The organism is Streptomyces sp. TRM70350, assembly GCF_019219825.1.
Lineage (GTDB): Bacteria > Actinomycetota > Actinomycetes > Streptomycetales > Streptomycetaceae > Streptomyces.
Genome location: NZ_JAHUXH010000002.1, coordinates 447,924 through 473,338, shown reverse-complemented (window position 1 = coordinate 473,338; position 25,415 = coordinate 447,924). Strand labels below are relative to the sequence as shown.

Annotated in this window: 22 protein-coding genes; 9 read left to right on the top strand and 13 right to left on the bottom strand. The window is 71.4% G+C overall.

The genetic code is table 11. From position 1 onward, the window contains the following. Positions 1–7 precede the first annotated feature (7 nt). From KWI83_RS05465 to KWI83_RS05415, 11 genes are all read right to left on the bottom strand, one after another. Positions 8–1,984: a pectinesterase family protein gene (locus KWI83_RS05465; protein ID WP_218513113.1), complete on the bottom strand. Its 1,977-nt coding sequence runs from the start codon at positions 1,982–1,984 to the stop codon at positions 8–10. Between the two features lie 33 nt (positions 1,985–2,017). Next, positions 2,018–3,541, bottom strand: coding sequence for a glycoside hydrolase 43 family protein (locus KWI83_RS05460; protein WP_218513112.1), 1,524 nt, complete (start codon positions 3,539–3,541; stop codon positions 2,018–2,020). Further along, a complete protein-coding gene (locus KWI83_RS05455; RefSeq protein ID WP_218513111.1) occupies positions 3,538–4,395 on the bottom strand; it encodes a PmoA family protein in 858 nt (285 codons plus the stop codon). The genes KWI83_RS05460 and KWI83_RS05455 overlap by 4 nt, the downstream gene beginning before the upstream one ends. Further along, positions 4,392–5,546, bottom strand: a complete 1,155-nt coding sequence (locus KWI83_RS05450) for a Gfo/Idh/MocA family protein (protein ID WP_218513110.1) — start codon at positions 5,544–5,546, stop codon at positions 4,392–4,394. Before KWI83_RS05450 ends, KWI83_RS05455 begins: the two co-directional genes overlap by 4 nt. Continuing rightward, positions 5,543–6,838: a polysaccharide lyase family 1 protein gene (locus tag KWI83_RS05445; protein ID WP_218513109.1), complete on the bottom strand. Its 1,296-nt coding sequence runs from the start codon at positions 6,836–6,838 to the stop codon at positions 5,543–5,545. Before KWI83_RS05445 ends, KWI83_RS05450 begins: the two co-directional genes overlap by 4 nt. Beyond that, positions 6,835–7,737 carry a carbohydrate ABC transporter permease gene (locus KWI83_RS05440; RefSeq protein WP_218513108.1) on the bottom strand — a complete coding sequence of 301 codons (903 nt, stop codon included), beginning with the start codon at positions 7,735–7,737 and terminating at the stop codon, positions 6,835–6,837. Before KWI83_RS05440 ends, KWI83_RS05445 begins: the two co-directional genes overlap by 4 nt. Further along, entirely contained in the window at positions 7,734–8,669 is a 936-nt protein-coding gene (locus KWI83_RS05435) for a carbohydrate ABC transporter permease (RefSeq protein WP_218513107.1), read from the bottom strand. The genes KWI83_RS05440 and KWI83_RS05435 overlap by 4 nt, the downstream gene beginning before the upstream one ends. Positions 8,670–8,781: 112 nt before the next feature. Further along, the gene (araD, locus tag KWI83_RS05430; RefSeq protein WP_218513106.1) at positions 8,782–10,527 is read right to left on the bottom strand and encodes an L-arabinonate dehydratase; all 1,746 of its coding nucleotides are present in this window, start codon (positions 10,525–10,527) and stop codon (positions 8,782–8,784) included. Beyond that, positions 10,524–11,432 (bottom strand): dihydrodipicolinate synthase family protein, encoded by a 909-nt coding sequence (locus tag KWI83_RS05425; RefSeq protein WP_218513105.1) that lies wholly within the window; start codon positions 11,430–11,432, stop codon positions 10,524–10,526. Before KWI83_RS05425 ends, araD begins: the two co-directional genes overlap by 4 nt. Further along, a complete protein-coding gene (locus KWI83_RS05420) occupies positions 11,429–12,097 on the bottom strand; it encodes a GntR family transcriptional regulator (protein WP_218513104.1) in 669 nt (222 codons plus the stop codon). The genes KWI83_RS05425 and KWI83_RS05420 overlap by 4 nt, the downstream gene beginning before the upstream one ends. 171 nt (positions 12,098–12,268) lie before the next feature. After that, the gene (locus tag KWI83_RS05415; protein WP_218513103.1) at positions 12,269–12,895 is read right to left on the bottom strand and encodes a TIGR03086 family metal-binding protein; all 627 of its coding nucleotides are present in this window, start codon (positions 12,893–12,895) and stop codon (positions 12,269–12,271) included. A gap of 295 nt (positions 12,896–13,190) precedes the next feature. Between KWI83_RS05415 and KWI83_RS05410 the strand changes: the two genes are divergently transcribed. Further along, entirely contained in the window at positions 13,191–14,438 is a 1,248-nt protein-coding gene (locus KWI83_RS05410; protein WP_256361770.1) for an MFS transporter, read from the top strand. Here KWI83_RS05410 and KWI83_RS05405 read toward each other — a convergent pair. Both KWI83_RS05405 and KWI83_RS05400 read right to left on the bottom strand, forming a co-directional pair. Next, entirely contained in the window at positions 14,375–15,538 is a 1,164-nt protein-coding gene (locus KWI83_RS05405) for a hypothetical protein (protein WP_218513102.1), read from the bottom strand. The two genes, KWI83_RS05410 and KWI83_RS05405, sit on opposite strands and share 64 nt — an antisense overlap. Further along, positions 15,535–16,476 carry a 5-dehydro-4-deoxyglucarate dehydratase gene (locus KWI83_RS05400; protein WP_218513101.1) on the bottom strand — a complete coding sequence of 314 codons (942 nt, stop codon included), beginning with the start codon at positions 16,474–16,476 and terminating at the stop codon, positions 15,535–15,537. The genes KWI83_RS05405 and KWI83_RS05400 overlap by 4 nt, the downstream gene beginning before the upstream one ends. Positions 16,477–16,713: 237 nt before the next feature. Here KWI83_RS05400 and KWI83_RS05395 point away from each other — a divergent pair, with 237 nt between their 5' ends. From KWI83_RS05395 to arsM, 8 genes are all read left to right on the top strand, one after another. Continuing rightward, positions 16,714–17,523 (top strand): NAD(P)-dependent oxidoreductase, encoded by an 810-nt coding sequence (locus tag KWI83_RS05395; RefSeq protein WP_218513100.1) that lies wholly within the window; start codon positions 16,714–16,716, stop codon positions 17,521–17,523. A gap of 314 nt (positions 17,524–17,837) precedes the next feature. After that, positions 17,838–18,629 (top strand): DeoR/GlpR family DNA-binding transcription regulator, encoded by a 792-nt coding sequence (locus KWI83_RS05390; protein WP_218513099.1) that lies wholly within the window; start codon positions 17,838–17,840, stop codon positions 18,627–18,629. Between the two features lie 127 nt (positions 18,630–18,756). Continuing rightward, positions 18,757–20,118, top strand: coding sequence for a sugar ABC transporter substrate-binding protein (locus tag KWI83_RS05385; RefSeq protein ID WP_218513098.1), 1,362 nt, complete (start codon positions 18,757–18,759; stop codon positions 20,116–20,118). A gap of 2 nt (positions 20,119–20,120) precedes the next feature. Beyond that, entirely contained in the window at positions 20,121–21,068 is a 948-nt protein-coding gene (locus KWI83_RS05380) for a carbohydrate ABC transporter permease (protein ID WP_218513097.1), read from the top strand. Then, on the top strand, positions 21,068–21,937 hold the full coding sequence (locus KWI83_RS05375; protein ID WP_218513096.1) for a carbohydrate ABC transporter permease: 870 nt from the start codon (positions 21,068–21,070) through the stop codon (positions 21,935–21,937). The genes KWI83_RS05380 and KWI83_RS05375 overlap by 1 nt, the downstream gene beginning before the upstream one ends. Continuing rightward, positions 21,934–22,923: a zinc-dependent alcohol dehydrogenase family protein gene (locus KWI83_RS05370; protein WP_218513095.1), complete on the top strand. Its 990-nt coding sequence runs from the start codon at positions 21,934–21,936 to the stop codon at positions 22,921–22,923. Before KWI83_RS05375 ends, KWI83_RS05370 begins: the two co-directional genes overlap by 4 nt. A 94-nt stretch (positions 22,924–23,017) precedes the next feature. Further along, positions 23,018–24,244: a TerD family protein gene (locus KWI83_RS05365; protein ID WP_218513231.1), complete on the top strand. Its 1,227-nt coding sequence runs from the start codon at positions 23,018–23,020 to the stop codon at positions 24,242–24,244. Positions 24,245–24,455: 211 nt separating this feature from the next. Next, entirely contained in the window at positions 24,456–25,349 is an 894-nt protein-coding gene (arsM, locus tag KWI83_RS05360) for an arsenite methyltransferase (protein ID WP_218513094.1), read from the top strand. Positions 25,350–25,415 lie beyond the last annotated feature (66 nt).

Here is a 25,415-nt window from a genome sequence, read left to right as displayed (position 1 = left end):
CGGGGGGTCAGTGGTGGCGGGTGTGCGGTGCCCAGCCGTCCGTACCGCGCAGATAGGCGGCGACCGTGTGGGCGCGCGCCGCGTCGTCGTCCAGCTGCGGCCGGTCGGCGGTCACCGCGGCCCCCGGCCCGAAGTTCCGGTACTCCGCGAACCGCGCGTCCTTCCACGAGAAGCCGCTCATGTCGGTCCACGGCGAGGCCTTGATGGCGGCGGGCAGCTCGGTGTCACGGATGAGAACCTGGGCGACGGCGTCCGGTTCACCGCCCGGATGCCAGGGCCGTCCGAGGTGGAAGGTCCCGGCGGGCGCGTCGCTCACGATCCTCGACCGGGTGATCAGGAATCCGTACGGGTTGCCCTTCCAGGTCGAGGCGGCGGTCACGTAACCGTTGTTGGTCAGCGAACCGCGGCTCAGCGCCCGGATCACCGACCGCTCGATGACGGTCGTGGCCCGTCCGTAGACGAAGTCGACATCGCCCTCGATGTAGGAGTCGCGCAGGTAGACCCGGCTGACGGTGGTGAGGTTCGGGCTGTCGGTCATCAGGGTGTCCTGGTTGCCCAGGAAGGCCGTGTTCTCGAAGACGATCCGGTCACCGGTCGTCTTCATCGCCAGCGCCTGCTCGCCGTTGAGCTCGTGCGCGGCCTCGTCGAAGTCGTTGCTGAAGGTGAGGTTGCGCGCGGTGACGTCGTGCGCGGCGATCCGCACGGTGGCGCTCCCGGTGGAGCCGCCGTACGCGGCGGGCGTGTCGTGGACGATGACGGTGTCGGACCGCTTCCGTCCGGTGCCCTCCAGCACGATGTTCGGCTTGCTCGCCGGGATGAGGACCTTCTCCCGGTACGTCCCCGGCGCCACCGCGATCGTCACCGCCACGTCGTTTCCGTCCGGCACGGCGTCGACGGCGGACTGCACGGTCGGATAGTCGCCCGGCACCCGCAGCACGACGGCACCGATCCGTTGCTGCGGCCCGGAGAACCGCTTCACGATCGCGGGCACGGCGGCGGCCGGGTCCAGCCGGTAGTCGTAGAAGTCCCGCGGGTCGAACGCGGCGCCCCACTCGTCGTGCCGCCCGCTGGTGTTCCGCAGGATCGACCCGCGTTCCACCAACTCGGCCGTGGCGTCGGCCTGGTGGGGATGCTGGACGCCGTCGTAGTAACCGTTCTCGATCACCATCCTGGTGCGGCCGCGCGCCCAGCTCCCGTACGTCCACACCGGGTCGCCGTCGGCCACCTGCGCCGAGAGGTAGTTGTTGTACAGGTGTGCGTAGGCGCAGTTGTCGGCGGACGGGTTGCGCTGCTTGGTGCCGGTGAACCAGTTGTGGTCGATGGTGATCTGCGTCAGCGCGTTGGTCGTCCAGCCGATGCCGAGCGCCTTGTTGTGGTTGCTGAACCGGTTGTAGGAGACGGTGATGTACTGACTGTCCTTGCGGATGTCGAGCAGCCCGTCGCCCATGTGGGTGAGGTGGTTGTGATCGATCCAGACGTGGTGCACGGAGTCCATCTGGATGGCGTCGAAGTCGGTGGTCTTGCCGTCCCAGTCGCCCTCGACGTACGAGTCACGGATCGTCAGGTTGCGGATGATGACGTTGTGCGTGCCGGGGTTGAGGTGCAGTTCGCCGTGGACGATCTCGCCGGTGTCGCCGACGCCGATGATGGTCTTGTTCGACCCGACCACGATGTCGGAGCCGAACGGTGCGACGGCGATCGACCCGGCCACCCGGATGACGTACGGCTCGTCCGCGGCCACGTACCGGGCCAGCGAGGCCTGGTCGCGGACGGTCACGACCTTGCCGCCCGCCCCGCCGGTGGTGCCGCCGGCGAGGGACGCGAAGCCGTGCGGCCGGTCGGTGAAGCGGTCGGCCACCGGGGCGGCGGGGCCGGTGCCGTGCGCCTCGGTCACCGTGCCGAGGCCGAGGGCGACGGCCAGGCCCAGGACGGCGGCCAGGGCTCTGCCCGCTCCTGGCAAGCGCTTGCTACGGAGGTACGTCATTGCGGCTCCCACAGGGGTGCGGACGGGGTGACTTCACATGGCGGTGAGGCGGAACTGCGTGAACACAGCGGCTCCGGCGTGCCCCTGCGCCTCCCCGGGCGCGAGGGCGAAGAGGCCGAGCAGGGCGCCGACCCACCGCCACGGCGTGGCGGCGAAGACCTGGCCGGAGGGACGCGGCCCGTCGCCGAGGTCGTAGTGGAAACGACACCGCGCCCCGGCCCCGATCTCGATCCGCAGCCGCGCCCGACCCTCGGGGGCGAGCCGCGGACGGTCGGCGTCCCGCTCTCCCTCCGCCACCGCTTCCGCGAACCGGTGCACCAGGTGGACCGTCCCGTCGGTCCCCCGCTGCAACCCGATCCAGCTGAACGCGTCCCCCAGCACCGCCAGCCCGGCCCTCGCCCCCGGCTCCGCGCTGTCGAGCCGCAGCTCCACCTCGACGGCGACCGGCGTCCCGGGCAGCCGCTGGGTGAGGACGTTCGGCACCTTGCGCAGGTCGTGCGCGTCGGCCGAGCGGACGCAGGTCAGCCGGAGCCCGTCGCCGGAGTGCTGGGTGGCCCAGCCGTCGCGCTGGTTGGCGGTCCACTGCCACTGGCGGCCGTACCGTCCGCCGGGGAAGTCGTCGTCGGTGGCGGGCGCGGCGGGCGGCTGCGGCGGCAGGTCGGGGCGTGGGTGTACGGCGACGGGGGCGCCGTCGTCACCGAGCACCGGCCAGCCGTCGGCGTCCCAGCGCATCGGCTGGAGGTGGATGACCCGGCCGTACGCGCCCCGCTGCTGGAAGTGCACGAACCAGTCCTCACCGGACGGCGTGCGGACCCAGCCGCCCTGGTGCGGTCCGTTGACGTCGGTGTCCTTCTGTTCCAGGACGACCTTCTCCTCGTACGGCCCGAAGAACTCGCGGGAGCGGAACGCGCCCTGCCAGCCGGTCTCCACGCCGCCCGCGGGGGCCAGGATCCAGAACCAGCCGTCGTGTTGGTAGAGCTTGGGGCCTTCGAGGGTGAACCAGCCGGGGATGCGGTCGCCGTCGACGATCAGCTTACCCTCGTCGAGCAGGGAGGTGCCGTCGGGGTGCATCCGGTGGCCGGTGAGGCGGTTCTTGACGCCGGAGCGGGACTTGGCCCAGGCGTGCACGAGGTAGGCCTCGCCGGTCTCGTCGTCCCACAGGGGGCAGGGGTCGATCAGGCCCTTGCCCGGCTTCAGCAGGTGCGGGCGGGTCCAGGGGCCGCGTATCCCGGGGGCGTTGACCTGGTAGACGCCCTGGTCGGGGTCGCCCCAGAAGATCCAGAAACGGTCGGCGTGATGCCTCAGGGCGGGTGCCCAGACGCCGCAGTCGTGGCGGGGCGTCGCGAAGGCGCTCGCCGGTTCCAGCCGGTCCAGGGCGTGGCCGACCAGGGTCCAGTTGACCAGGTCGCGGGAGTGCAGCAGGGGCAGGCCGGGGACGCGGCCGAAGCTGGACGCGGTGAGGTAGAAGTCGTCGCCGACGCGGACGATGTCCGGGTCGGACCAGTCGGCGTCGAGGATCGGGTTCCGGTACACGGTGTCCGTGGGTTCCGCGCTCACTGGGTCACCGCCTTGCGGACCAGGGCCGTGGCCTCGTCGCGGGTGAGGCGGCCGTCGGCGACGACGGTGACGATCCTGCGGACGACGGTGTCGCCGGGCGGGATCGGCAGCCGTTCGTCGTGGGCGAGGGAGGAGCCGACGCCCGGATACTCGGCGGTGCGGACGAACCACGGGTCGCGGCGGGTGGCGTCCGTGGCACCAGCGAGGACCAGCGTCCAGCTTCTCCCGCTCTCGGCTCCGCTCAGGGCCACCCAGTCGGCGCGGGTGCCGTGCACGTCCGACTCGCCCTCGGCCTCGGCGGTGAACGCCTCCGGTGCCGATGCCTCCTTCCGCGCCCGCCAGAAGAAGCCGCCGTAGGCCGCTCCGGGGCGCCCGTTGGTGGCGGGGCTGCCGATCGACAGGGAGCGGGAGGTGGTGTTGGTGAGGGCGAAGGTGAAGTCCAACGCCCAGGCGGTGTCGGTGAGTTCGCTCGCGGAGACGGTACGGCGCTCGCGCAGCAGCTCCGCTCCGGCGGCCATCCAGCGCAGCTCCTCGACGAAGCCGTCGGGGTCGCGGAGCTGGAAGGCGAGGTGGCGCTGGGCGCCGTGGTTGTCGAGCTCGGTCGGGCCCTGGTCGCGGACGAAGGTGCGCCCGCCCCAGAAGTTGTGCCCCTCGACGTCGGGAACGGCGACACCGACGCCGAGGTGGTGGGGGTGGTCGGCGGGGGTCAGCTCGGTGACCGCCGTGCCGGACAGGGTGGTGACGGGGTGCAGATAGGGGCGCGGGGAGAGCCGGGCCGGGAGCTCGGGCCGGGTGACGTACCGGCCGACCGGGCGGCCCGCCACACGCAGCAGCGCGGTGTCGTTGCTGGTCATCGAGCGCTCACCTCTTTCTGACGGCGCTCCACGGGCGGGGCCCAGGGGGTGCCCAGCTCGGAGTAGAGGGAGAGGGTGTCGGCGGCGGCCGCGACGAGTCCGTCGACGCCGGGCACCACACGGCGGTTCTCGTCGGGGACGCGGTGCCAGGCGGTGTCCGGCAGCGGGGCCGGGTCGGGGGCCTGCCGGATCGCCTCGACGACCTTCATGAAGGCGCCCGTCTCGTCGGGGGTGACGAGCAGCTCCGCCCCGGTGGTCAGGTGCGCGACGAGGTTCTCCAGCAGGTCGGTGCGGCCGTACTCGTACTCCTCCGGGCCGTGGTCCGCCCGCTGGAGCAGCACGCGGTCCTGCTTGTACCAGAAGGTGATCCGGCCCCGGCTGCCGTGCACCAGGACGTACGGTTCGTCCGGCCGCTCGGCGCACAGGGTCGCGGCGACGGTGACCGGGCGGCCCTGGGCGGTGGTGATCCGGACGCAGGAGGTGTCGTCGGCCTCGATCGCGTTGGCCCGCCACAGCTCGGTCTCGATGGCGGTGACGTCCTCCGCGCGGGTGGCGCCGCTCAGCGTGAGGGCGGTGGCGACGGCGTGCGCGAGCGGGTTGGTGAGCGCCCCGTCGATCACGTCGGCGCCGTTCATCCGGCGCCGGCCCGCCCAGGGCGCCCGCCGGTAGTACGCCTCGTCGCGCGCCCACGCGCCGGCCCCGCCGACCCCGGCCACCGCGCCGATGGTCCCGTCGGCGACCAGTTGGTGGATCGCGGGCACGGCGTGCGAGCCGAGCGACTGGAACCCGATCTGACAGACGACCCCCGCCTCGGCGACCCCGTCGGCCATCCGGCGGAACTCCGCGTAGGAGGGGGCCGGGGGCTTCTCCAGCAGGATGTGCACGCCTGCGCGGGCGGCCGTCAACGCGAGGTCGGTGTGGGTGGGGATGGGCGTGCAGATGACGGCGACCCGCGCCCCGGTGGCGTCGAGCAGAGCGCCGAAGTCGGCGGACTGGGGCGGGAGTTCGCCGCCGAACTCCTCCTCGGTGAGCGGGGTCAGCTCGCAGATGCCCGCGAGCCGGACCAGGCCCTTCTCCTGCAGGCGGCGGATGTTGGCCACGTGCCAGCGGCCGTGGCCGCGGGCACCGGCGAGTACGACAGGTATGGTCATGGGATCCTCCCCGCGCCCGCGCCGCGCGCCACCTCTCGGTCGGCCCGCTCGGCGCTGTCGATCCTTCCATGGAGGGTGGGTGTCCAGCCGACGTCGGCGGTCAGATCGCGTTCACTGCCCGAGTTGTAGGCGTTGTGGATCGCGAGCAGGTCGACCGGGTAGCCGTTGAAGGTGGTTCCGCTCTGGTGCAGGGCGCTGCCGTTCCAGCTCTTGACCAGGTCGGCGGCCTCGATGTGGCCGGGGGTGGTGAAGGCGTTGTTCTCGGCGTGGACGGCCGATTCGGTGCCGACGCCGATCGAGTAGCGGTAGTCGTGGGCGTCGGCGGGGACGACGTAGCGGTTGTTGTAGAGGTGCACCTGTCCGAAGCGGACCCGGGGGGCGCGCTGGACCACGGAGTCGAACTCGTTGTGGTGCAGGGTGACCCGCAGCCTGCCCCGGTCGCCCGTGGCCGAGTCGCCGTTGCCGATGAGCATCGCCTTGTCGTGGTCGGCGAACCGGCTCCAGGAGACGGTGACCAGGTCGGAGGCGTTGGTGATGTCCAGCAGGCCGTCGTGGCGCAGGTAGGTGCGGGCGAAGTAGGTCGGCTCGTCGGCGTCCGGGTGGCCCTTGTCGGAGGCGGTGACGTGGTCGATCCAGACGTGGGTGGCGCCGCGCAGCCAGAGGTTGTCGTAGGCCGCCTTCCAGTCGCCGAGGCCGCCGGTGTTGGGTTGCCAGACGGGGAAGCAGTCATAGGCGTCGCGGAGTTCGAGGTTGCGGACGATGACGTTGTCCGCGTCGCTGATCTGCAGGCTGGCGCCCTTGAGGACGGCGTTCCGGCCGAGGCCGACGATCGTGGTGTTGGAGCCGACCCGCAGCACGACGCGCTCGGCCTGACGGGCGGCGGACGCCCGGCGGGCCTCCTCCTGCGGGCCGGACGGCTTGGCGGAGCCCCAGGTACGGGGGTCGTAGGCCGCGAGGTACGTGCGCAGGCTGTAGCCGTCGGTGGTGTAGTCGGCGCAGTCCAGGGGGCGGCCCCGGTCGTCGGTGTTGGCGTCGATGGTCCCGGCGATGCGGATGATCTTCGGTGTGTCACTGCCGCCGTCGAGGGCGCGCACCAGCTCACTCCGGTTGCGTACGGTGAAGACGTGGGCTTCGTCGGCGGTGGAACCCCCCGTGGTTCCGCCGTCGGCCGCCGCCCAGCCGTCGTTCGGGTCGAGGGTGTCGCGGCTGATGTCACGGGCGTCGTCGGCGTGAGCGGGGACGCAGAGCACTCCCAACAGGGCTGTCAGCAAGGCGATCCGGCGCAGCCTCATCCCTTCACCGCCCCCGCGCTGAAGCCCGTGATCAGCCACTTCTGGATGAAGGCGAACACGATCACCACCGGCACCGCGGCGATGATGCCGCCCGCGGCAAGGGCTCCCAGGTCGACACTGTCCGCGCTCATCAGGGTGTTGAGGCCGACGGGGATGGTCTGCTTCTGCTGGTTGTTGAGGAACATCAGGGCGAACAGGAAGTGGTTCCAGGAGTGCACGAAGGCGAAGGAACCGACCGCGATCAGCCCGGGCCGCAGCAGCGGCAGCACGACGACCCGGAAGGCGGTCATGCGGTTGCAGCCGTCGACCCAGGCCGCCTCCTCCAGGGAGTACGGCACGTTCTTGATGAAGTTGCTGATCAGGATCATCGACAGCGGGAGCTGGAAGACCGTCTCCGCGATGATGACGCTGCCCAGCGAGTTGATCATCTGCAGCTCGGCGAAGATCTCGAACAGCGGCACCAGCAGCAGCGCTCCGGGCACGAACTGGGAGCAGAGCAGGCCGAGCATGAACGCCCGCTTGACCCGGAAGTTGAACCGGGCGAGCGCGTAGCCGCCGGCCAGGGCGACGACGGTGGTCAGCAGCAGGGTGGCGACACCGACGTACACGCTGTTCTGGAAGTAGGTGCCGAAGCTTCGCTCCGTCCAGACCTTCTCGAAGTGGTCGAAGGTCATCGGCCAGGGGACGAGGGAGGTGGAGCCCGCCGGGCGCAGGGCGAAGAGCAGGATCCAGTAGAACGGGATCAGGGTGAAGACGAGGTAGAGCGACAGCGGCAGGTAGATCTGCCAGCGCGGGGCCTCGTCCCAGGAGCGGCGCGTCTTCCTCGCCGGACGCGGCGGCTCGAAGGCCGCGCGCCGGGGAGCGGGCGCGACCACGGGGGCCTCCTTGGTGGTGCTCACTTGTCCTCACCTCCGAACTTGCTCAGCCGCAGATAGGCGATCGAGCAGAAGAGCAGGATCACGAACGCGACCGTGGTCAGGGCCGACGCGTAGCCGAAGTCATGGGCGTCGACGCTGGTGTTGGCGATGTAGAGCGGGAGGGTGGTGGTCACGCCGGCCGGTCCGCCACCGGTGAGCGTGTAGAGCAGGTCGACGTTGTTGAACTCCCACACCGCGCGCAGCAGTGTGGACAGCACGATGGCGTCCTTCAGGTGCGGCAGCGTGATGTGCCAGAACTGCTGGAGCCGGCTCGCGCCGTCGACCTCGGCGGCCTCGTACAGGTCCTTCGAGACGGACTGCAGGTCGGCGAGGATGAGGATCGCGAAGAAGGGCACGCCGCGCCACAGGTCGGCGACGATCGCGGCCCAGAACACGGTTCCGGTGTCCGACAGCCAGCTGGTGCCGTAGGAGCCGATGCCGACGTCGGCGAGGTAACGGGTGATGCCGGTCTGGGAGTTGTAGAGCAGCACCCAGATCGCGGAGGTCAGCACGCCGGAGACGGCCCACGGGGAGAAGACCAGCGCCCGCCCGAGCGCGCGGCCCACGAAGGTCTGGTTGACGATCAGGGCGAGGGCGAGGCCGAAGAGGAGCTGGAGGCCGACCTCGACGACGACCCACTTCGCGCTGAAGACCAGCGTGTCCCAGAAGATGGGGTCCTCGGTGAACGCGTGCACAAAGTTGTCGAAGCCCGCGAAACCGTTTCGCCACGGCTTGGTGGGGTTGTACTCCTGCAGGCTGTAGTAGAAGACGCTGAGCACCGGGTAGGCGATGAACCCCAGCATCAGGACGGCCGCCGGGGCGATCAGCAGGTACGGCAGCCTGCGCGGCGTGGCGGAGGCACGGCGCCGCCCCGGTGGCGCGGGTGGTTTCGCCACGGCTGCGGCTTGGGCCATGACTGTTCTCCGTTCAGGTACGGCGTTCTGGTACGGCGTTCTCGTACGGCGCGCAGGAAGCGCTTTCTGCTGGTGCAGGGCTGTGCGAGGTGGTGCTGCTGCTGGGGATGGTTCAGCCGGCGTACGGGTCCTGCACCTTGCCCGGGCGGGCCAGGAACTCGAAGTCGCAGCCGGTGTCGGCCTGGGTGATCTGTTCGTTGTAGAGCGCGCCGTAGCCGCGCTCGTGGCGCACGGGCGGCGGCGTCCACGCGGCCCTGCGGCGCTCCAGCTCCTCGTCGTCCACGTGGAGACGAAGGGCCCGGGCCTCCACGTCGAGCGTGATGAGGTCCCCCGTCCGGACGAGGGCCAGCGGTCCGCCGACGTGCGACTCGGGCGCCACGTGCAGCACGCACGCGCCGTAACTCGTGCCGCTCATCCGGGCGTCGGAGATCCGCACCATGTCCCTCACGCCCTGCTTCAGCAGGTGGTCGGGGATGGGGAGCATGCCGTACTCGGGCATGCCCGGACCGCCCTTGGGTCCGGCGCCCCGCAGCACCAGCACGCTGTCCGCGGTGATGTTCAGGGACGGGTCGTTGATGGTCCGCTGCATCTGCCGGTAGTCGTCGAAGACGACCGCGGAACCGGTGTGCCTGAGCAGGTGCGGTTCGGCGGCGATGTGCTTGATGACGGCGCCGTCCGGGCAGAGGTTTCCGCGCAGCACGGCGACCCCGCCCTCGGACGCGACCGGGTTGTCGCGGGGCCGGATGACGTCGTCGTTGTGCACCTGGGCACCGGCGATCTGCTCGCGCAGGGTGTCGTACGAGACGGTCGGCCGGTCCAGGTGGAGCAGGTCCGGGATCCGGGAGAGGAAACCGGGCAGGCCGCCCGCGAAGTGGAAGTCCTCCATCAGGTACGTCTGTCCGCCGGGCCGTACGTTGGCGAGCACCGGCACCGTACGGGCGATGCGGTCGAAGTCGTCGAGGGTGAGCCTGACTCCGGCCCGGCCCGCCATGGCGATCAGGTGGATGACGGCGTTGGTGGAGCCGCCGAGGCCGAGGACGGTGGTGACGGCGTCCTCGAAGGCGTCCCGGGTGAGGATGTCGTTCAGCGTGCGGCCCTGGTGGACCAGTTCGACGATCCGCAGGCCCGCCGCGGCGGCCATCCGGTCGTGCCCGGAGTCCACGGCGGGGATGCTGGACGCGCCCGGCACGGTCACGCCGAGCGCCTCCGCGGCGGCGGTCAGGGTGGACGCGGTACCCATCGTCATGCAGTGACCGGGCGAGCGGGCCAGCCCGCTCTCCAGCTCGGCCATCTCGCAGTCGCCGATCAGCCCGGCCCGCTTGTCGTCCCAGTACTTCCACATGTCGGTGCCGGAGCCCAGCACCTCGTTGCGCCAGTGCCCCGGCAGCATGGGCCCGGCGGGCACGAACACCGACGGCAGGTCCACCGAGGCGGCGCCCATCAGCAGCGCGGGCGTCGACTTGTCACAGCCGCCCATCAGCACCGCCCCGTCGACCGGGTACGACCGCAGCAGCTCCTCGGTCTCCATGGCGAGGAGGTTGCGGTAGAGCATGGGGGTCGGCTTCTGGAACGTCTCACTGAGCGTGGCGACCGGGAATTCGAGCGGGAAGCCCCCGGCCTGCCACACGCCCCGTTTCACCGCCTGTGCGCGGTCCCGGAGGTGCACATGGCAGGGGTTGATGTCGGACCAGGTGTTGAGGATCGCGATGACCGGCTTGCCCAGGTGTTCCTCGGGCAGATAGCCGAGCTGGCGGGTGCGGGCGCGGTGACTGAAGGACCGCAGGCCCTCCGTGCCGTACCACTGGTGGCTTCTGAGCTCTTCCGGACGCTTCCTGCCGGTCGTCCTCCTGTCGGTCATATCGACCACCCGGCGGCGATGGCGGCGACCTCGGCGCGCTCGCTCTCCGGCAGCGGCTTGCTCGGCGGGCGGACCTCGCGGCGGCACAGCCCGAGGGAGGCGAGGGCCTCCTTGACGACGGTGACGTTGTTCGCGGAACCGTTCGCGGCACGCAGTTCCTCGAAGCGGCGGATCTGTTCCCAGACCTTCATCGCGGCCGGGTAGTCGCCGGAGCGAAGCGCTTCGATCATGTTCAGCGAAACGGACGGGGCGACGTTCACCAGGCCGGAGGTGAAGCCGGTGGCGCCCGCGGAGAAGTAGGAGGGGGCGTACGGCTCGGCGAGGCCGGCCACCCACACGAACCGGTCCAGGCCCGCGTCCCGGGCGAAGGCGGCGAACCTTGCCGCGTCCGGGACGGCGTACTTGACGCCGATGACGTTGGGGCAGGCGTCGGCGAGTTCGGCGAGGCGGGCGCCGTGCAGCTGCGCGTTGCGGATGTACGGGACGACGCCCAGCTCGGGGACGGCCTCGGCGATCGCGCGGTGGTAGTCGACCCAGCCGCTCTGCGAGACGTACGGGTGGACGGGCTGATGCACCATCACCATCTGGGCGCCCTGCTCCCGGGCGTGCCGGGCGGAGGCGACGGCGGTGGGCACGTCGTGGCCGACGCCGACCAGGATCACCGCGCGGTCACCGGCCTCGTCGACGGTCAACTCGGTGATCAGTTGGCGCTCTTGGGGACCGAGGGCGTAGAACTCGCCGGTGTTGCCGTTGGGGGTGAGGGTCCTGATCCCACCGTCGAGCAGACGACGCAGCAGGGCCCGGTGGGCGTCCGGGTCGACGGAGCCGTCCTCGGCGAACGGGGTCACCGGGATCGCCACCACGTCGGCCAGTGCCGCCCGGTGGGTCTCGAACGTCGTTGTCATTCCTGACCGTCCTCTCCATGGGCCATGGGCCCCGCGTCCGGGAAGGCCCGCTCGACGAACGACGCGATGTGCGCGTGGAGGGCGCGTGCGGCGCCGTCGGCGTCCCCCTCCAGGGCCAGGCGCAGGATCTCGCGGTGCTCATGGGCCTCCCGCTCCCAGGACGGGTCGGCGGCCCAGGCGACGGCGGAGACGAGGGCCGCCTGGTCGCGGACCTCGTCGAGCATCCGGCCGAGCAGGGGGTTGCCGCACGGCACGTACAGGGCGCGGTGGAACTCCCGGTTGGCCAGCGACCGTTCCGCGGTGTCGGTGGCGTCGTCGGCCCGGGTCAGCGCCTCGCGCGCGGCGTCGAGGGAGGCTCCGCGCCGGACGGAGCGCCGCAGTGCCTCCGGCTCCAGCAGCAGCCGCACGTCGTAGACCTCGCGTGCCATGTCCGCGTCCACCATGCGCACGGTGACGCCCTTGTACTGGTTCATCACCACCAGCCCGGTCCCGGCGAGCGTCTTGAGTGCCTCCCGCACCGGGGTCTTCGACACCCCGAACTGCGCGGCGAGCTCGGTCTCCACCAGTGCCTGGCCGGGCGTCAGCTGCCCGGTGAGGATGCGGCGTTTGATCTCCTCCAGCACGTACTGCGTGCGGGAGGGGATCGGCGTGGGCACAGAGGTCATGCGCGCCTCTCGGATCTCGCGTCTCGGGTCGAGACCGCGTCATCGGATCTCGCGTCCCGTAGGGAATCGCGTATCGCGTCTCATATATGACGTACGAAGTATGACGCGTTGAAGGTAGAAGCGCCTCTGTGTTTCGTCAATGCCTCTGACAAAGGAAGTGGGGATTTGCCCTCAGACCTGGCGGAGAACGGTACTCGCGCTCTCACCCCCGGGCGTCCACTCCGGATCCCGCCCGCTCAGCCCCACCGCCCGGTCCAGCAGGGGCGCGTCCTCCGGGACGGCGACGACCGGGCCGAAGAGGGTGCCGTCGCGGACCGGTTCGTCGGCCGCGGCGAGGAGGACGTCGTACGACGACCGCAGCGCCGCCGGGTCCGGGGCGTACGGCTGTCCGGTGGCGCGGGCGAGGTCCCAGGCGTGGATCACCAGCTCGTTGATCGCGACCGCGCCCGCCACCGCGCCGGGCAGGTCCACGCCGCCCGCGCGGGTCATGCCGGTCCAGGCGGCGGGGTCGCGCCAGGCGTCGGCGAGCTCGTCGAGGACCTTGGGCAGCTCCTCGCGCCAGCCGGGACCGACGTCCGGCACGGCCGCGTCCGGGCTGGTGTCGGTCGTCGGGCCGAGGGCCTTGCGGCCGGCGTCCCGGAAGGCGACGGCGAGCCCCACCAGGTGCCCCAGCAGGTTGCGCACCGCCATGTCCGGGCAGGGGGTCGGGTCCGCGAGCTGCTCGTCGGTCACCCCGGCGGCGAGGCTCGCGACGATCCGGGTCTGCGGGCCGAGGTCGAAGGTGGTCGGGTCGTTCATGGGTGCTCCTCAGTGGTGGCGTCCTGGGAGGTGGACCGACGGCGGCGCCGGAAGTCATCGGTCACCCGTGCGGTTTCTACGGCATCTGCCCGATCCGTCGCACCGGGGCTTAGGGGTCCTTGCACTATGAGCGTCCGATCAGGTCGCGTGGTCTGGTGCCGTGCATCGCAAGGCGCCGGAGCGCCCTGGTAGCTCCGCTACCAGGGCGTTTCGGCAACGCGGCGAGGTGCGGTGCCAGGCCGCGCGACCCGGGCGGGCATAGTGCAAGGACCCCTTAGGCCCACGATGACCGGGCATGAACGGCATGCATGGCAAGACGGGCGGCACACCCGGCACAGCCCGCCCCCTCCCCCGCCTCCTGCGCGACCGCAACGCCGCCCTCCACCTCACCGGCGTGGTGATCTCCGGCCTCGGCACCTCCGCCCTGTGGCTGGCCTCCGGCGTCTGGGTCAAGGACCTCACCGGCTCGGACGGCCTCGCCGCGCTGAGCCTGCTCGCCATGTGGGCGCCCACCCTCGCCGGTCCCCTCCTCGGCGCCCTCGCGGACCGCGTCCGCCGCAAGCCCCTGCTGATCGGCACGAACCTGCTGATGGCGGCGCTCCTGCCCGCCCTCCTCACGGTGGACTCCCCGGGTGACGTGTGGCTGCTGTTCGCGGTCCTGTTCGGGTACGGCGCGGCGGGCGTCGTCCAGGACGCCGCCGAGTCGGCACTTGTCGCCACCGCCCTCGACCCGGACCTGCTCGGCGACTTCAACGGCCTGCGCATGACCCTCACCGAGGGCGTGAAGCTGATCGCCCCGGTGGCCGGAGCGGGCGTCTACGCGGCGTACGGCGGGCCGAGCGTGGCCCTGCTGGACGCGGCCACCTTCGTGCTCGCCACGGGCCTGTACGCCGCTGTGCGCGTCCGGGAGAGCACGCCCACCGGCGGCCGACGCGCACGCACGTCCGAGGGCGTCCGGCACCTGTGGGCCCACCCCCGCCTGCGCCCCCTCGTCCTCACCGGCGGCACGACCATGCTCTTCGCCGGACTCAACGGCGCCCTGCTGTACGCCGTCGTCGAGCGCCTCGGGCACCCCCCGGCGTACGCCGGTGTGCTCGCCGCCCTTCAGGGCCTCGGGTCGGTCGCTGTCGGCCTGGCCTCCGGCGCCGCCCTGCGTCGGAGGGGCGAACGCCGGTTCGCGGCGGCCGGGGTCGCGCTCACCGGCGTCGGGGTGGCGCTGCGGGCGGTGCCGTACGATCCGGCGGCCTGGGCGGGCAGCGTGGCGATCGGCGCCGGGCTGCCCTGTGTGCTGATCGCCGCCCTGACCGCCGTACAGCACGGCACACCGGCCGCCCTCCTGGGCCGTACCGCCGCCACGGCGAGCACCCTGATGTTCGCGCCGAACGTGCTGGGCCTTGCGGTGGGGGCCGCCCTGGTCGAACTGCTCCCCCACCAGCCGCTGCTCGTGCTGCTGGGCGTGGCCCTGCTCCTGACGCCGCTTCAGCTGCCGTTGAGCGCCGCCCGCACCGCCGCCAGGTCGCCGTCCGACGCCAATCCGGCGTGATACAGCCGCAGTTCCGTGGCGCCGAGGGCACGCGCGCGTGCGGCGTCGTCGGCCAGGGTGCCGGGGCGGCCGCCCATCCCGGCGACCACGGTGAAGTTGGCGGCGAGCACGGCACCGTCCCGGCCCTGCTCGGCGAACGGCGTCAGCAGGCCCGCCCCGCCCGTGCACGGCACCACGACACCGTCCGCGACGGACAGGATGTGCGCCGGGTCCACGCCCGCGTTGGCGCCGCAGTGGTACGACACCGGGTCCGCGTGCAGCAGGACCTGGAAGCCGTCGGGTGCGGCGGCGCGCACGGCCGTGACCGCCGCCTCCTGGAGGGCGCGTGCGGTCTCGTCGCGCCACGCGCGCGTGGCGGTCGCCCCGGTCTCGCCGAGCAGCTTCTCCACGCCCGCCCAGCCGCCGTCCGAGGGCGCCCCCTGCCACACCGGTTGCAGTGCGCTGCGTACGGCGTCGGCCAGTTCGTCGGGGTCGAGGCCCTGTGCGGCGTAGCCCGCCCGGCAGTCGGGGCAGAAGCACAGCGACATCAGGTACTGCCCGGCGTCCCCCAGGCCGACGCCCGCGGTCTTGTCGTGGGCGTGCAGATGGGCGAGGCCGTACCAGCCGAGCGACTCCAGCTCGGTGCCGCGCGCGCCCGGCCGTACGGCGGCCTCGGCGGCCAGTTCCACGAGGTACGCGCGCGTGGCGGGCTGCGCGATGCAGGGCGCCCAGGGGTAGCGGTCGCCGTAGGCGTTGACGACGGAGGTGTCCGGGTGCTCGGCGCCCAGGCGGGAGTTGTGCGCGAGGACCACCCAGGTGTGCACCTCCAGTCCGGCGTCCGCGAGGGCGGCCGCCGCCTCGCCGTACGCGTCGCCGGGCGCCCAGTCCCCGGCCGGGTACGGGCGCAGGCGGCGGCCCGCCCAGCGGTCGTCGGCCGGGTAGAGCACGGCGGCGTGTTCGGCGGTGACGATGCGGTGGCGGGGATGGCGCGGGGTGACGGCGCGCGTGGAGTGGTAGGCGGCGGCGAGCGTCACCTGGTCCACGCCGAGCGCGGCGATCCGTGCCGGTGCCTCGGGGTCCCCGTTGATGTCCCAGGGGTAGACGAATGCCGACGCCTTCACGCGTCCTCCTCCAGCAGCGCGTAGCCACGCTCGATCACCTGAGCGAGCTGTTTGACATGATCCTCGCTCGGTTCGTGCAGCGGTGGCCGCACTTCGCCCACATCGAGCCCGCGCAGCCGTACGCCCGCCTTGACGAGGGAGACGGCGTAGCCGCGGCCCCGGGCGCGCAGTTCGACGAACGGCCGGTAGAAGCCGTCCAGCAGGCGGCGGACGGTGTGGCCGTCACCGGCGTCGAGGGCGCTGTGGAAGGCGAGGGCGATCTCCGGCGCGAAGCAGAACACGGCCGAGGAGTAGAGCGGGACACCGATGGCGCGGTAGGCGAGCTGGGTCTGCTCGGCGGTCGGCAGTCCGTTGAAGTGGAGGAAGTCGCCCGGGGCTTCGGTGCGTACGGCGCTCACGGTCCGTTGCATCAGGTCCAGGTCGCCGAGGCCGTCCTTGAGGCCGATGATCCCGTCCGTGCGGGCGAGGTCGACGACGGTCTCGGGGGTGAACACGGCGTTGTCGCGCTGGTAGACGATCACCGGCAGGGCGGTGGCCGACGCGAACTCCCGGTAGTGCCGCAGCAGGCCCTCCTGCCCGGCGTGCACGAGGTACGGCGGCATGGCGAGCAGTCCGTCCGCCCCGGCCCGTTCGGCGAGCCGTGCGTAGTGGACGGCGAGCGCGGTCCCGTATCCGGCGCCCGCGACCACCGGCACGCGCCCCGCCGCCTCCTCCACCGCCGCCGCCACACAGACCTCGAACTCCTCCGGCGTGAGCGCGTGGAACTCCCCGGTGCCGCAGCACGCGAAGACGGCAGCGGCCCCGGCCTCGACCCCGCGGCGGACGTGGGCCCGGTAGGCGTCGAGGTGCAGGCAGCCGTCGGGTGCGTAGGCGGTGACCGGGAAGAACAGCGGCCCGCCGGGGACGCTGAGGCGGGCGGCGAGCGGAGCTGGCGTCACGGGCCCTCCAAGGTTTTGGTTCATATTCATGTTTCGCGTCCACAGTCCTGAACATGCTCACGCTAAGGTGGCTCCATGGGAGGGGTCAAGCCGGTCAACCCCCAACGCACCAGCGGATTTCATGCCTCCGCGCACCCCTTGACGGGCGCGGCCCCGCTCCTTAGCGTGTCCACGATTGTGAATGCCGTGCACCCATGCGGCCGTTCACCCAAGGAGACCCCGCAAGGAGACCCGAGGATGCCCGCTCCCCGCACCGTTCTGCTCACCGGCGCCGCCGGGGGGCTCGGCACCCTGATGCGGGACCTGCTCCCGGCGCACGGGTACGCGCTGCGCCTGCTCGACCTGCGCCCCGTCGAGGACGCACCGGACGCGATCACCGCGGACCTCGCCGACCGGGCGGCCCTGCGCGAGGCCGTGCGGGGCGTCGACGCGATCATCCACCTCGCGGGCATCTCCCTGGAAGCCCCCTTCGAAAAGATCCTCAAGGCGAACATCGAGGGCACGTACCACCTGTACGAGGCCGCCCGCGAGGAGGGCATCCGCCGTATCGTCCTCGCCTCCTCCAACCACGCGGTGGGCTACACCCCGCGCCCTCAGGGCGACGACCCACTGATCCCGATCGACACGCCGCGCCGCCCGGACACCTTCTACGGCCTGTCCAAGTCCTTCGGCGAGGACCTCGCCCAGTTCTACTGGGACAAGTACGGCATGGAGACCGTCTCCGTCCGCATCGGCTCCTGCTTCCCGGAGCCGACCAGCGTGCGCATGCTCTCGGTGTGGATGAGCCCCGCCGACGGCGCCCGCCTCTTCCACGCGGCCCTGACCGCCGAGAACGTCGGCCACACGGTCGTCTACGGCTCCTCCGCCAACACCCGCCTGTGGTGGGACCTGTCCACCGCGCGGGCGCTCGGCTACGAACCGCAGGACGACTCGGAGCCGTACGCCGAGAAGCTGATCGCCGAGCAGGGCGAGCTGGACCCGGCCAATCCGGCCCACGCCTGCCTGGGCGGCCACTTCGTGAACGACCCGCCGATCTGGCCGTACTGATTCGGCCAGGACGGCGCAAGGCGAGCGCCTGGCGGGAGCGGGCGGGCACCGAACGGGCCCGCCCGCTCCCGCATTCGGGCATCCGCGCTGCCCGCTCTCACGCCGCCCCCCTCGGACGCGCAGGTCCGAGACGGGCAGGCGCCGCGGCAAACGGTCACAAACGGGCAGTATCGGCTCGGCGACAGGCCTGTTCAGTCCCGCACCACCGCTGTAGAACTTCCCCCACGGGCTCCACCGGGCCCGAACGGGCAGTACCGGTTCGAACGCCTCCCGACGATCGAGCCACGCACACAGCACGGAAGCGGGTGTCGACAATGACGACGGCGAGGACGGCGCGGACGGCGTGGACCGCCGAGGAGCGCCAGCGCGAGATCGTGCGGGTCGCGCGCGCCACCGGCTCGGTCGACGTCACCGCGCTGGCCACCGACCTCGGCGTGGCGAAGGAGACCGTCCGGCGGGACCTGCGCGTGCTGGAGGACCACGGCCTGCTCCGCCGCACCCACGGCGGCGCCTACCCCGTGGAGAGCGCCGGCTTCGAGACGACACTCGCCTTCCGCGCCACCAGCCACGTGCCCGAGAAGCGCCGGATCGCGGCCGCGGCGGCCGAATTGCTCGGGGACGCCGAGACGGTCTTCGTCGACGAGGGCTTCACCCCGCAGCTCGTCGCCGAGGCCCTGCCCAGGGACCGGCCCCTCACCGTGGTCACCGCGTCCCTGCCGGTCGCGGGCTCGCTCGCCGAGGCCGAGACCATCTCGGTCCTGCTGCTCGGCGGCCGGGTCCGCTCGGGCACGCTGGCGACCGTCGACCACTGGACGACGAAGATGCTCGCCGGCTTCGTCATCGACCTGGCGTTCATCGGCGCCAACGGCATCTCCCGCGAACACGGCCTGACGACCCCCGACCCAGCGGTCAGCGAGGTCAAGTCGCAGGCGATCCGGTCCGCGCGGCGCACGGTCTTCGCGGGGGTGCACACCAAGTTCGGAGCGGTCAGCTTCTGCCGGTTCGCCGAGGTCGGCGCCCTGGAGGCGATCGTGACGAGCACCCTGCTCCCCGCGGCCGAGGCCCACCGCTACTCACTGCTGGGGCCGCAGGTCGTCCGCGTCTGACCTCGGGTCCGCCGCCCCCACCTCCCCACGCACCGCATTCGAAGATCCACCAGTCCAACCGACCCTCCTGCAAGGCACCCCCATCCCCTAACAGTCCCCTTTGCACCTATATGTTCAGGAGAGCCGCATGCGAACCCAGAGCCGTCGCACGCCATGCAGACTGCTTGCCGTGGCCGCCGTGGGAACACTGATCACTTCACTCGCCGCCTGCGCGGGCGCCGGCGGGTCCGGGTCCTCCGACGGCGAGTCCCTCAACGTCCTGATGGTGAACAACCCGCAGATGGTGGAGCTGCAGAAGCTCACCGCCGGCCACTTCACCAAGGACACCGGGATCGCGGTGAACTTCACCGTCCTGCCGGAGAACGACGTCCGGGACAAGATCAGCCAGGACTTCGCCAACCAGGCGGGCCAGTACGACGTCGCCACCTTGAGCAACTACGAGATCCCGATCTACGCCAGGAACGGCTGGCTCCACTCCCTGGACGAGTACGTCAAGAACGACACCGCCTTCGACCAGGGCGACATCCTCACCCCGATGACGCAGGCCCTCACCGCGGAGGACGGCAAGCTCTACGGCGAGCCCTTCTACGGCGAGTCCTCCTTCCTGATGTACCGCAAGGACGTCTTCGAGAAGGCGGGCCTGACCATGCCCGACAAGCCCACCTGGAAGCAGGTCGCCGACCTCGCCGCGAAGGTGGACGGGGCCGAACCCGGCATGAAGGGCATCTGTCTGCGCGGCCTGCCCGGCTGGGGCGAGGTCATGGCGCCGCTGACCACGGTCGTCAACACCTTCGGCGGCACCTGGTTCGACGAGGACTGGAACGCGCGGCTGGACTCCAAGGAGTTCAAGGAGGCCACGCAGTTCTACGTCGACCTGGTCCGCGAGCACGGCGAGGCGGGCGCCGCGCAGTCCGGCTACGCCGAGTGCCTGAACAACATGACCCAGGGCAAGACGGCCATGTGGTACGACGCCACGGCCGGCGCCGGGTCCCTGGAGGCCTCCGGCTCCCCGGTCAAGGGCAAGATCGGCTACGTCCCGGCGCCGGTCGAGAAGACCGACAGCTCGGGCTGGCTCTACACCTGGGCGTGGGGCGTCCAGAAGGCGTCCAAGAACGCCGATAGCGCCTGGAAGTTCATCTCCTGGGCCTCCGGCAAGGACTACGAGAAGCTCGTCGGCGAGAAGCTCGGCTGGGCCAACGTGCCGGCCGGCAAGCGCGCGTCGACCTATGACATCCCGGAGTACCGCGAGGAGGCGGCCGCCTTCGCGGACGTCACCCGGGACGCCATCGCGAACGCCAAGCCCGAGGACCCGGGCGTGCAGCCCCGGCCCGCGCCCGGCATCCAGTTCGTCGGCATTCCCGAGTTCACCGACCTGGGCACCAAGGTCTCCCAGGAGATCAGCGCCGCGATCGCCGGCCGGCAGTCCGTGGACAGCGCGCTGAGCCAGTCGCAGAAGCTCGCCGAGGCCGTCGGAAAGAAGTACCAGTGATCATGACCGTCACGACTCCCCCCACCCGGGTCGCCGCCGCCCCCGCGCGGCCGGCGGCCCGGCGGCCGAACCGTATGCGCGCGTGGGCCACCCGCGCCCCGCTGCTGCCCGCTCTGATCTTCATGATCGTCGTGACGCAGCTGCCCTTCGTGGCCACCCTGGTGATCTCGTTCTTCGACTGGAACGCCCTCTACCCGGACCAGCGCCACTTCGCCGGCTTCGCCAACTACGCGGAGGTGCTGAGCACGCCCGCACTGCGCAAGTCGGTGTGGACGACGGTCCTGCTGACGGTCACGGTCGTGCTCGTCAGCCTGGTACTGGGCCTGATGCTGGCACTGCTCCTCGACCGGAAGTTCCGTGGCCGGGCCGTCGTGCGCACGATGCTCATCGCCCCGTTCCTGCTGGTGCCGATCGCGGCCGCGCTGCTGTGGAAGCACGTGCTGTTCAACCCCGAGTACGGCCTGTTCAACGGCATCCTGCACTGGATCGGAGGGGACGGGGCGGTCCAGCCGGACTGGATCTCCGAGATGCCGCTGATGGCGGTCGAGGCCTCGCTGATCTGGCAGTGGACGCCGTTCATGACGCTGATCCTGCTCGCCGGGCTGCAGAGCCGTGACCCGCAGCTGATCGAGGCGGCCCGGGTGGACGGCGCCAACGACTGGCAGGTGTTCGTCCACATGACGCTGCCGCACATGCGCCGCTACATCGAACTGAGCGTGCTGCTCGGCTCGATCTACATCGTGCAGAACTTCGACGCGGTGTACACCATCACCTCCGGTGGCCTGGGCACCGCGAACCTGCCGTACACCATCTACCAGACCTTCTACCAGGCACACGAGAACGGCCTCGCCTCGGCGGCCGGCGTCATCGTCGTCATCGGCTCGCTCGTCCTCGCGACCTTCGCCCTGCGTGTCGTGTCGTCCCTGTTCCGCGCTGAGGTGTCCCGCTGATGACCGCCACGCTCACCACCGCCGCCCCGCGACCGTCCCGGCCCCGCGCCCGGCTTCAGGGTGCCGCCCTGGGGATCACCGCCTGGCTGGCCGGCATCCTCTTCGTACTCCCCGTCCTCTGGATGGTCCTGACGTCCTTCCACTCCGAGGCGGACGCGGCGACCAACCCGCCCTCCGTCGCCGCCTCGCTCACCCTGGACAGCTACCGCGAGTTCTTCGGCGTGGGCGGCGGCGCCGGCCCCTGGCCCTCGCTGATCAACTCGGCGACGGCCTCGGTGGCCTCCACGCTGCTGACGCTCCTCCTCGCGCTGCCCGCCGCGTACGCCCTGTCCATCCGCCCGGTGAAGAAGTGGACGGACGTCCTGTTCTTCTTCCTCTCCACCAAGATGCTGCCGCTGGTCGCGGGCCTGCTGCCGATCTACCTGTTCGCGAAGAACGCCGGTCTGCTCGACAACATCTGGGCGCTGGTCGTCCTCTACACGGCCATGAACCTGCCGATCGCGGTGTGGATGATGCAGTCCTTCCTCTCCGAGGTGCCCGTCGCGATCATCGAGGCGGCACAGATCGACGGCGCGAGACTGCCGACCGTCCTGTGGCGGGTGGTGGCGCCCATCGCCCTGCCCGGTATCGCGGCGACGTCCCTGATCTGCTTCATCTTCAGCTGGAACGAGCTGCTGTTCGCCCGTGTGCTCACCGGCGTGGTCGCCGAGACCGCCCCCGTCTTCCTGACCGGCTTCATCACCAGTCAGGGCCTGTTCCTGGCCAAGGTGTGCGCCGCGTCGCTCGTCATCTCCCTGCCGGTGCTCGCCGCGGGGTTCGCCGCCCAGGACAAGCTGGTCCAGGGCCTGTCGTTGGGAGCCGTGAAATGAAGGCCGCCGTCATCGAGTCCGTGGGCAAGGCCGTCGTCGCCGAGGTACCGGACCCGACGCCGGGACCGCGCGACGTCGTGGTCGAGGTCGCGGCGTGCGGCCTGTGCGGCACGGACCTGCACATCCTGCAGGGCGAGTTCGCACCGAAGCTGCCGATCGTGCCCGGTCACGAGTTCGCGGGCGAGGTGGTGGCCGTGGGCACCCGGGTCACCGAGGTGGCACCGGGCGACCAGGTGGCGGTCGACCCGTCGCTGTACTGCCACGAGTGCCGCCACTGCCGTACCGGCCACAACAACCTCTGCGAACGCTGGGCCGCGATCGGCGTGACGACGGCGGGCGGCGCCGCCCAGTACGCGGTGGCGCCGGTGGCGAACTGCGTCAGGCTCCCCGAGCACATCCGCACGCAGGACGCGGCACTGGTCGAGCCGCTGTCGTGCGCGGTACGCGGTTACGACGTCCTGCAGTCCCGCCTCGGCGCCCACGTCCTGATCTACGGCTCGGGCACGATGGGCCTGATGATGCTGGAGCTGGCCAAGCGGACGGGCGCGGCGAGTGTGGACGTGGTGGACGTCAATCCGGCCCGGCTGGAGACGGCACGGAAGCTGGGTGTCTCCGGTTCGGCGGCGAACGCCGACGAGCTGGACCGTCCGCAGGGCTGGGACGTGGTGGTGGACGCGACCGGGAACGCGGCGGCGATCCAGGACGGCCTGGACCGGGTGGCCAAGGCCGGTACGTTCCTCCAGTTCGGCGTGGCGGACTACGCGACGCGCGTGACGATCGACCCGTACCGCATCTACAACCAGGAGATCACCATCACCGGCTCGATGGCGGTCCTGCACAGCTTCGAGCGCGCTGCGGAACTGTTCGCGGGCGGTGTCCTGGACCCGGAGATCTTCATCAGCGACCGCCTGCCCTTGACCAGCTATCCGCAGGCCCTGGAGCAGTTCGCGTCCGGCGTCGGCAGGAAGATCGTCGTGGTGCCGTAGGGGTTTTCCTCGCCCCCGAACCGCCGGTGACCCGATCGGCCGCCCGGTAAGGGAACGGTAAAGCGGCCCCGGTCGTTCACGGGGCATGACAGCTATGACCCCCGGCTCGAACATCCCTCTTTCCGCCGCCCGCGTGACGGTGGACGTCGCCGCACCGGTGCGGCTCGACGTATCGGGCCTGCTGCTCACCGCCGACGGCAAGGTGCGCTCCGACGACGACTTCATCTTCTACAACCAGCCCAACGGCCCCGGCGTGACGTACCGTTCAGGCGGCGGCACCGCCCCCGACGCCATCACGGTCGACACCAGCGCCCTCCCCCCGGGCATCGAGAAGATCGTCGTCACCGCCAGCCCGGACGCCGCGGGCCAGACCTTCCAGGGCATCGAACCGACGGCCACGATCCGCAACGCGGACGACAACAGCGTCCTGGCGACGTTCACGCCCCCGCAGCTCGGCACCGAGACGGCACTGGTGATCGTCGAGATCTACCTGCGGGGCGGCGCATGGAAGGCCCGCGCGGTCGGCCAGGGCTACGCCAACGGCCTGGCCGGCATCGCCACGGACTTCGGCGTCACCGTGGAGGAGCCGGCCGCCCCGGCCCAGCCGGTCACCCCGCCCCCGGCGCCCATGCAGCCCCCGGTGGCCCCGCCCGCCCCGGTCATGGACCCGCGCCGCACCACGCCCCTGGCGCCCACCGCACCCCCGGCGGCCCCGCCCGCCCCGGCCGCAGCCCCCGGCGCCGGGAAGATCAACCTCGACAAGGGCCGGGTCAGCCTCCAGAAGAACCAGACCGTCTCCCTGGTCAAGGGCGGCCGCCCGCTGCTCTCCCAGGTCAAGATGGGCCTCGGCTGGGAGCCTGCGTACCGCGGCAAGGACATCGACCTGGACGCCTCGGTCATCGCGTACGGCCCGCAGCGCAACCACATCGACAGCTGCTACTTCGGCAAGCTCCAGATCGTGGGCGGCGCGATCCGCCACTCCGGCGACAACCTCACCGGCGAGGGCGGCGGCGACGACGAGGTGATCACCGTCGACCTCGGCCGCCTCCCGCAGGAGGTCAGCGGCCTGGTCTTCACGGTCAACTCCTTCTCCGGCCAGAAGTTCACCGAGGTCGCCAAGGCCTACTGCCGACTGATCGACGCGGGCAGCGGCGAGGAACTCGTCCGCTTCGACCTCACCAACGCCGAGCCGCAGACCGGCGTGATGATGGCCAAGCTCATCCGCCAGTACTCCGGCGAGTGGGAGATGACGGCCATGGGCGACTTCGTCAAGGCCCGCACGGTCCGCAACATGGTCAAGCCGGCGGCGCAGGCACTGTAGAGAAGCGCCGGTCGGAGCAGCATGCGAGCACCGTGCCAACCCGAGGCTGCGCGTCCTCAGGGTGGGCACGGCGCACGCCCTGGCCGGTCACCCCGGCCCCTTGCTTCGACACCTCTCTATGTTGGCGTTTTTCGATTCAAGGCGCACTCTTGTATCAAGTCACGCCGCACTCTTGTATCAACGAACGTCAATGCACGCCGTGGGGTGAGCCATGCGCGAGCAGTCCACCGACCTGCGCGAAACCGTCCGCCTGCGCTACGCCGCGGCGGCCGTGAAGGTCACCGAGGGCGGCACCGCCTGCTGCGGGCCGCAGCCGGCCGAGGTCGAGGAGGACTTCGGCTCCACGCTCTACGCCGCCGACGAGCGCGACACCCTGCCCGCCGAGGCCGTCGCCGCCTCCCTCGGATGCGGCAACCCCACCGCCGTCGCCGAACTACGGGACGGCGAGCACGTCCTCGACCTCGGCTCCGGCGGCGGCATCGACGTCCTGCTCTCCGCACGCCGGGTCGGTCCCACCGGCAAGGCGTACGGGCTGGACATGACCGGCGAGATGCTCGCCCTGGCCCTGGCCAACGCCGAGAAGGCGGGCGCGACGAACGTCGAGTTCCTCAAGGGCACCATCGAGGCGATCCCGCTGCCCGCCGAGACCGTCGACGTGGTGATCTCCAACTGCGTGATCAACCTGTCCGTCGACAAGCCCGCGGTGTTCGCCGAGACCTTCCGCGTGCTGAGGCCCGGCGGCCGCGTCGGTGTCTCCGACATCGTCGCCGACGACGCCCTCACGCCCGAGCAGCGGGCCGAGCGCGGTGACTACGTCGGCTGCGTCGCCGGCGCGCTGTCCGTCACCGAATACCGGGAGGGACTGGAAGCCGCCGGGTTCACCGACGTCTCGATCACCCCCACCCACTCGGTCGCCGACGGCATGCACTCCGCCATCGTCCGCGCCACCAAGCCGGAGACCGCCGGCGCTTCGACCGAACCGGCGGGAGCGGCCGACGCGTGCTGCGGCGTCAACGCCCGCTGCACTGCCGTCGAGACCTCCGCCGAAGCCGCGCCGACCGGCACGCAGGCCAGGACCGCGTCAGGGTGCGGCTGCGACGCCTGACCACGCGCACGCTCGCAGACCTGGCGGCAGGCTCGTACGTCAAGGTCCGCTCGGGCGGCCCGCGGC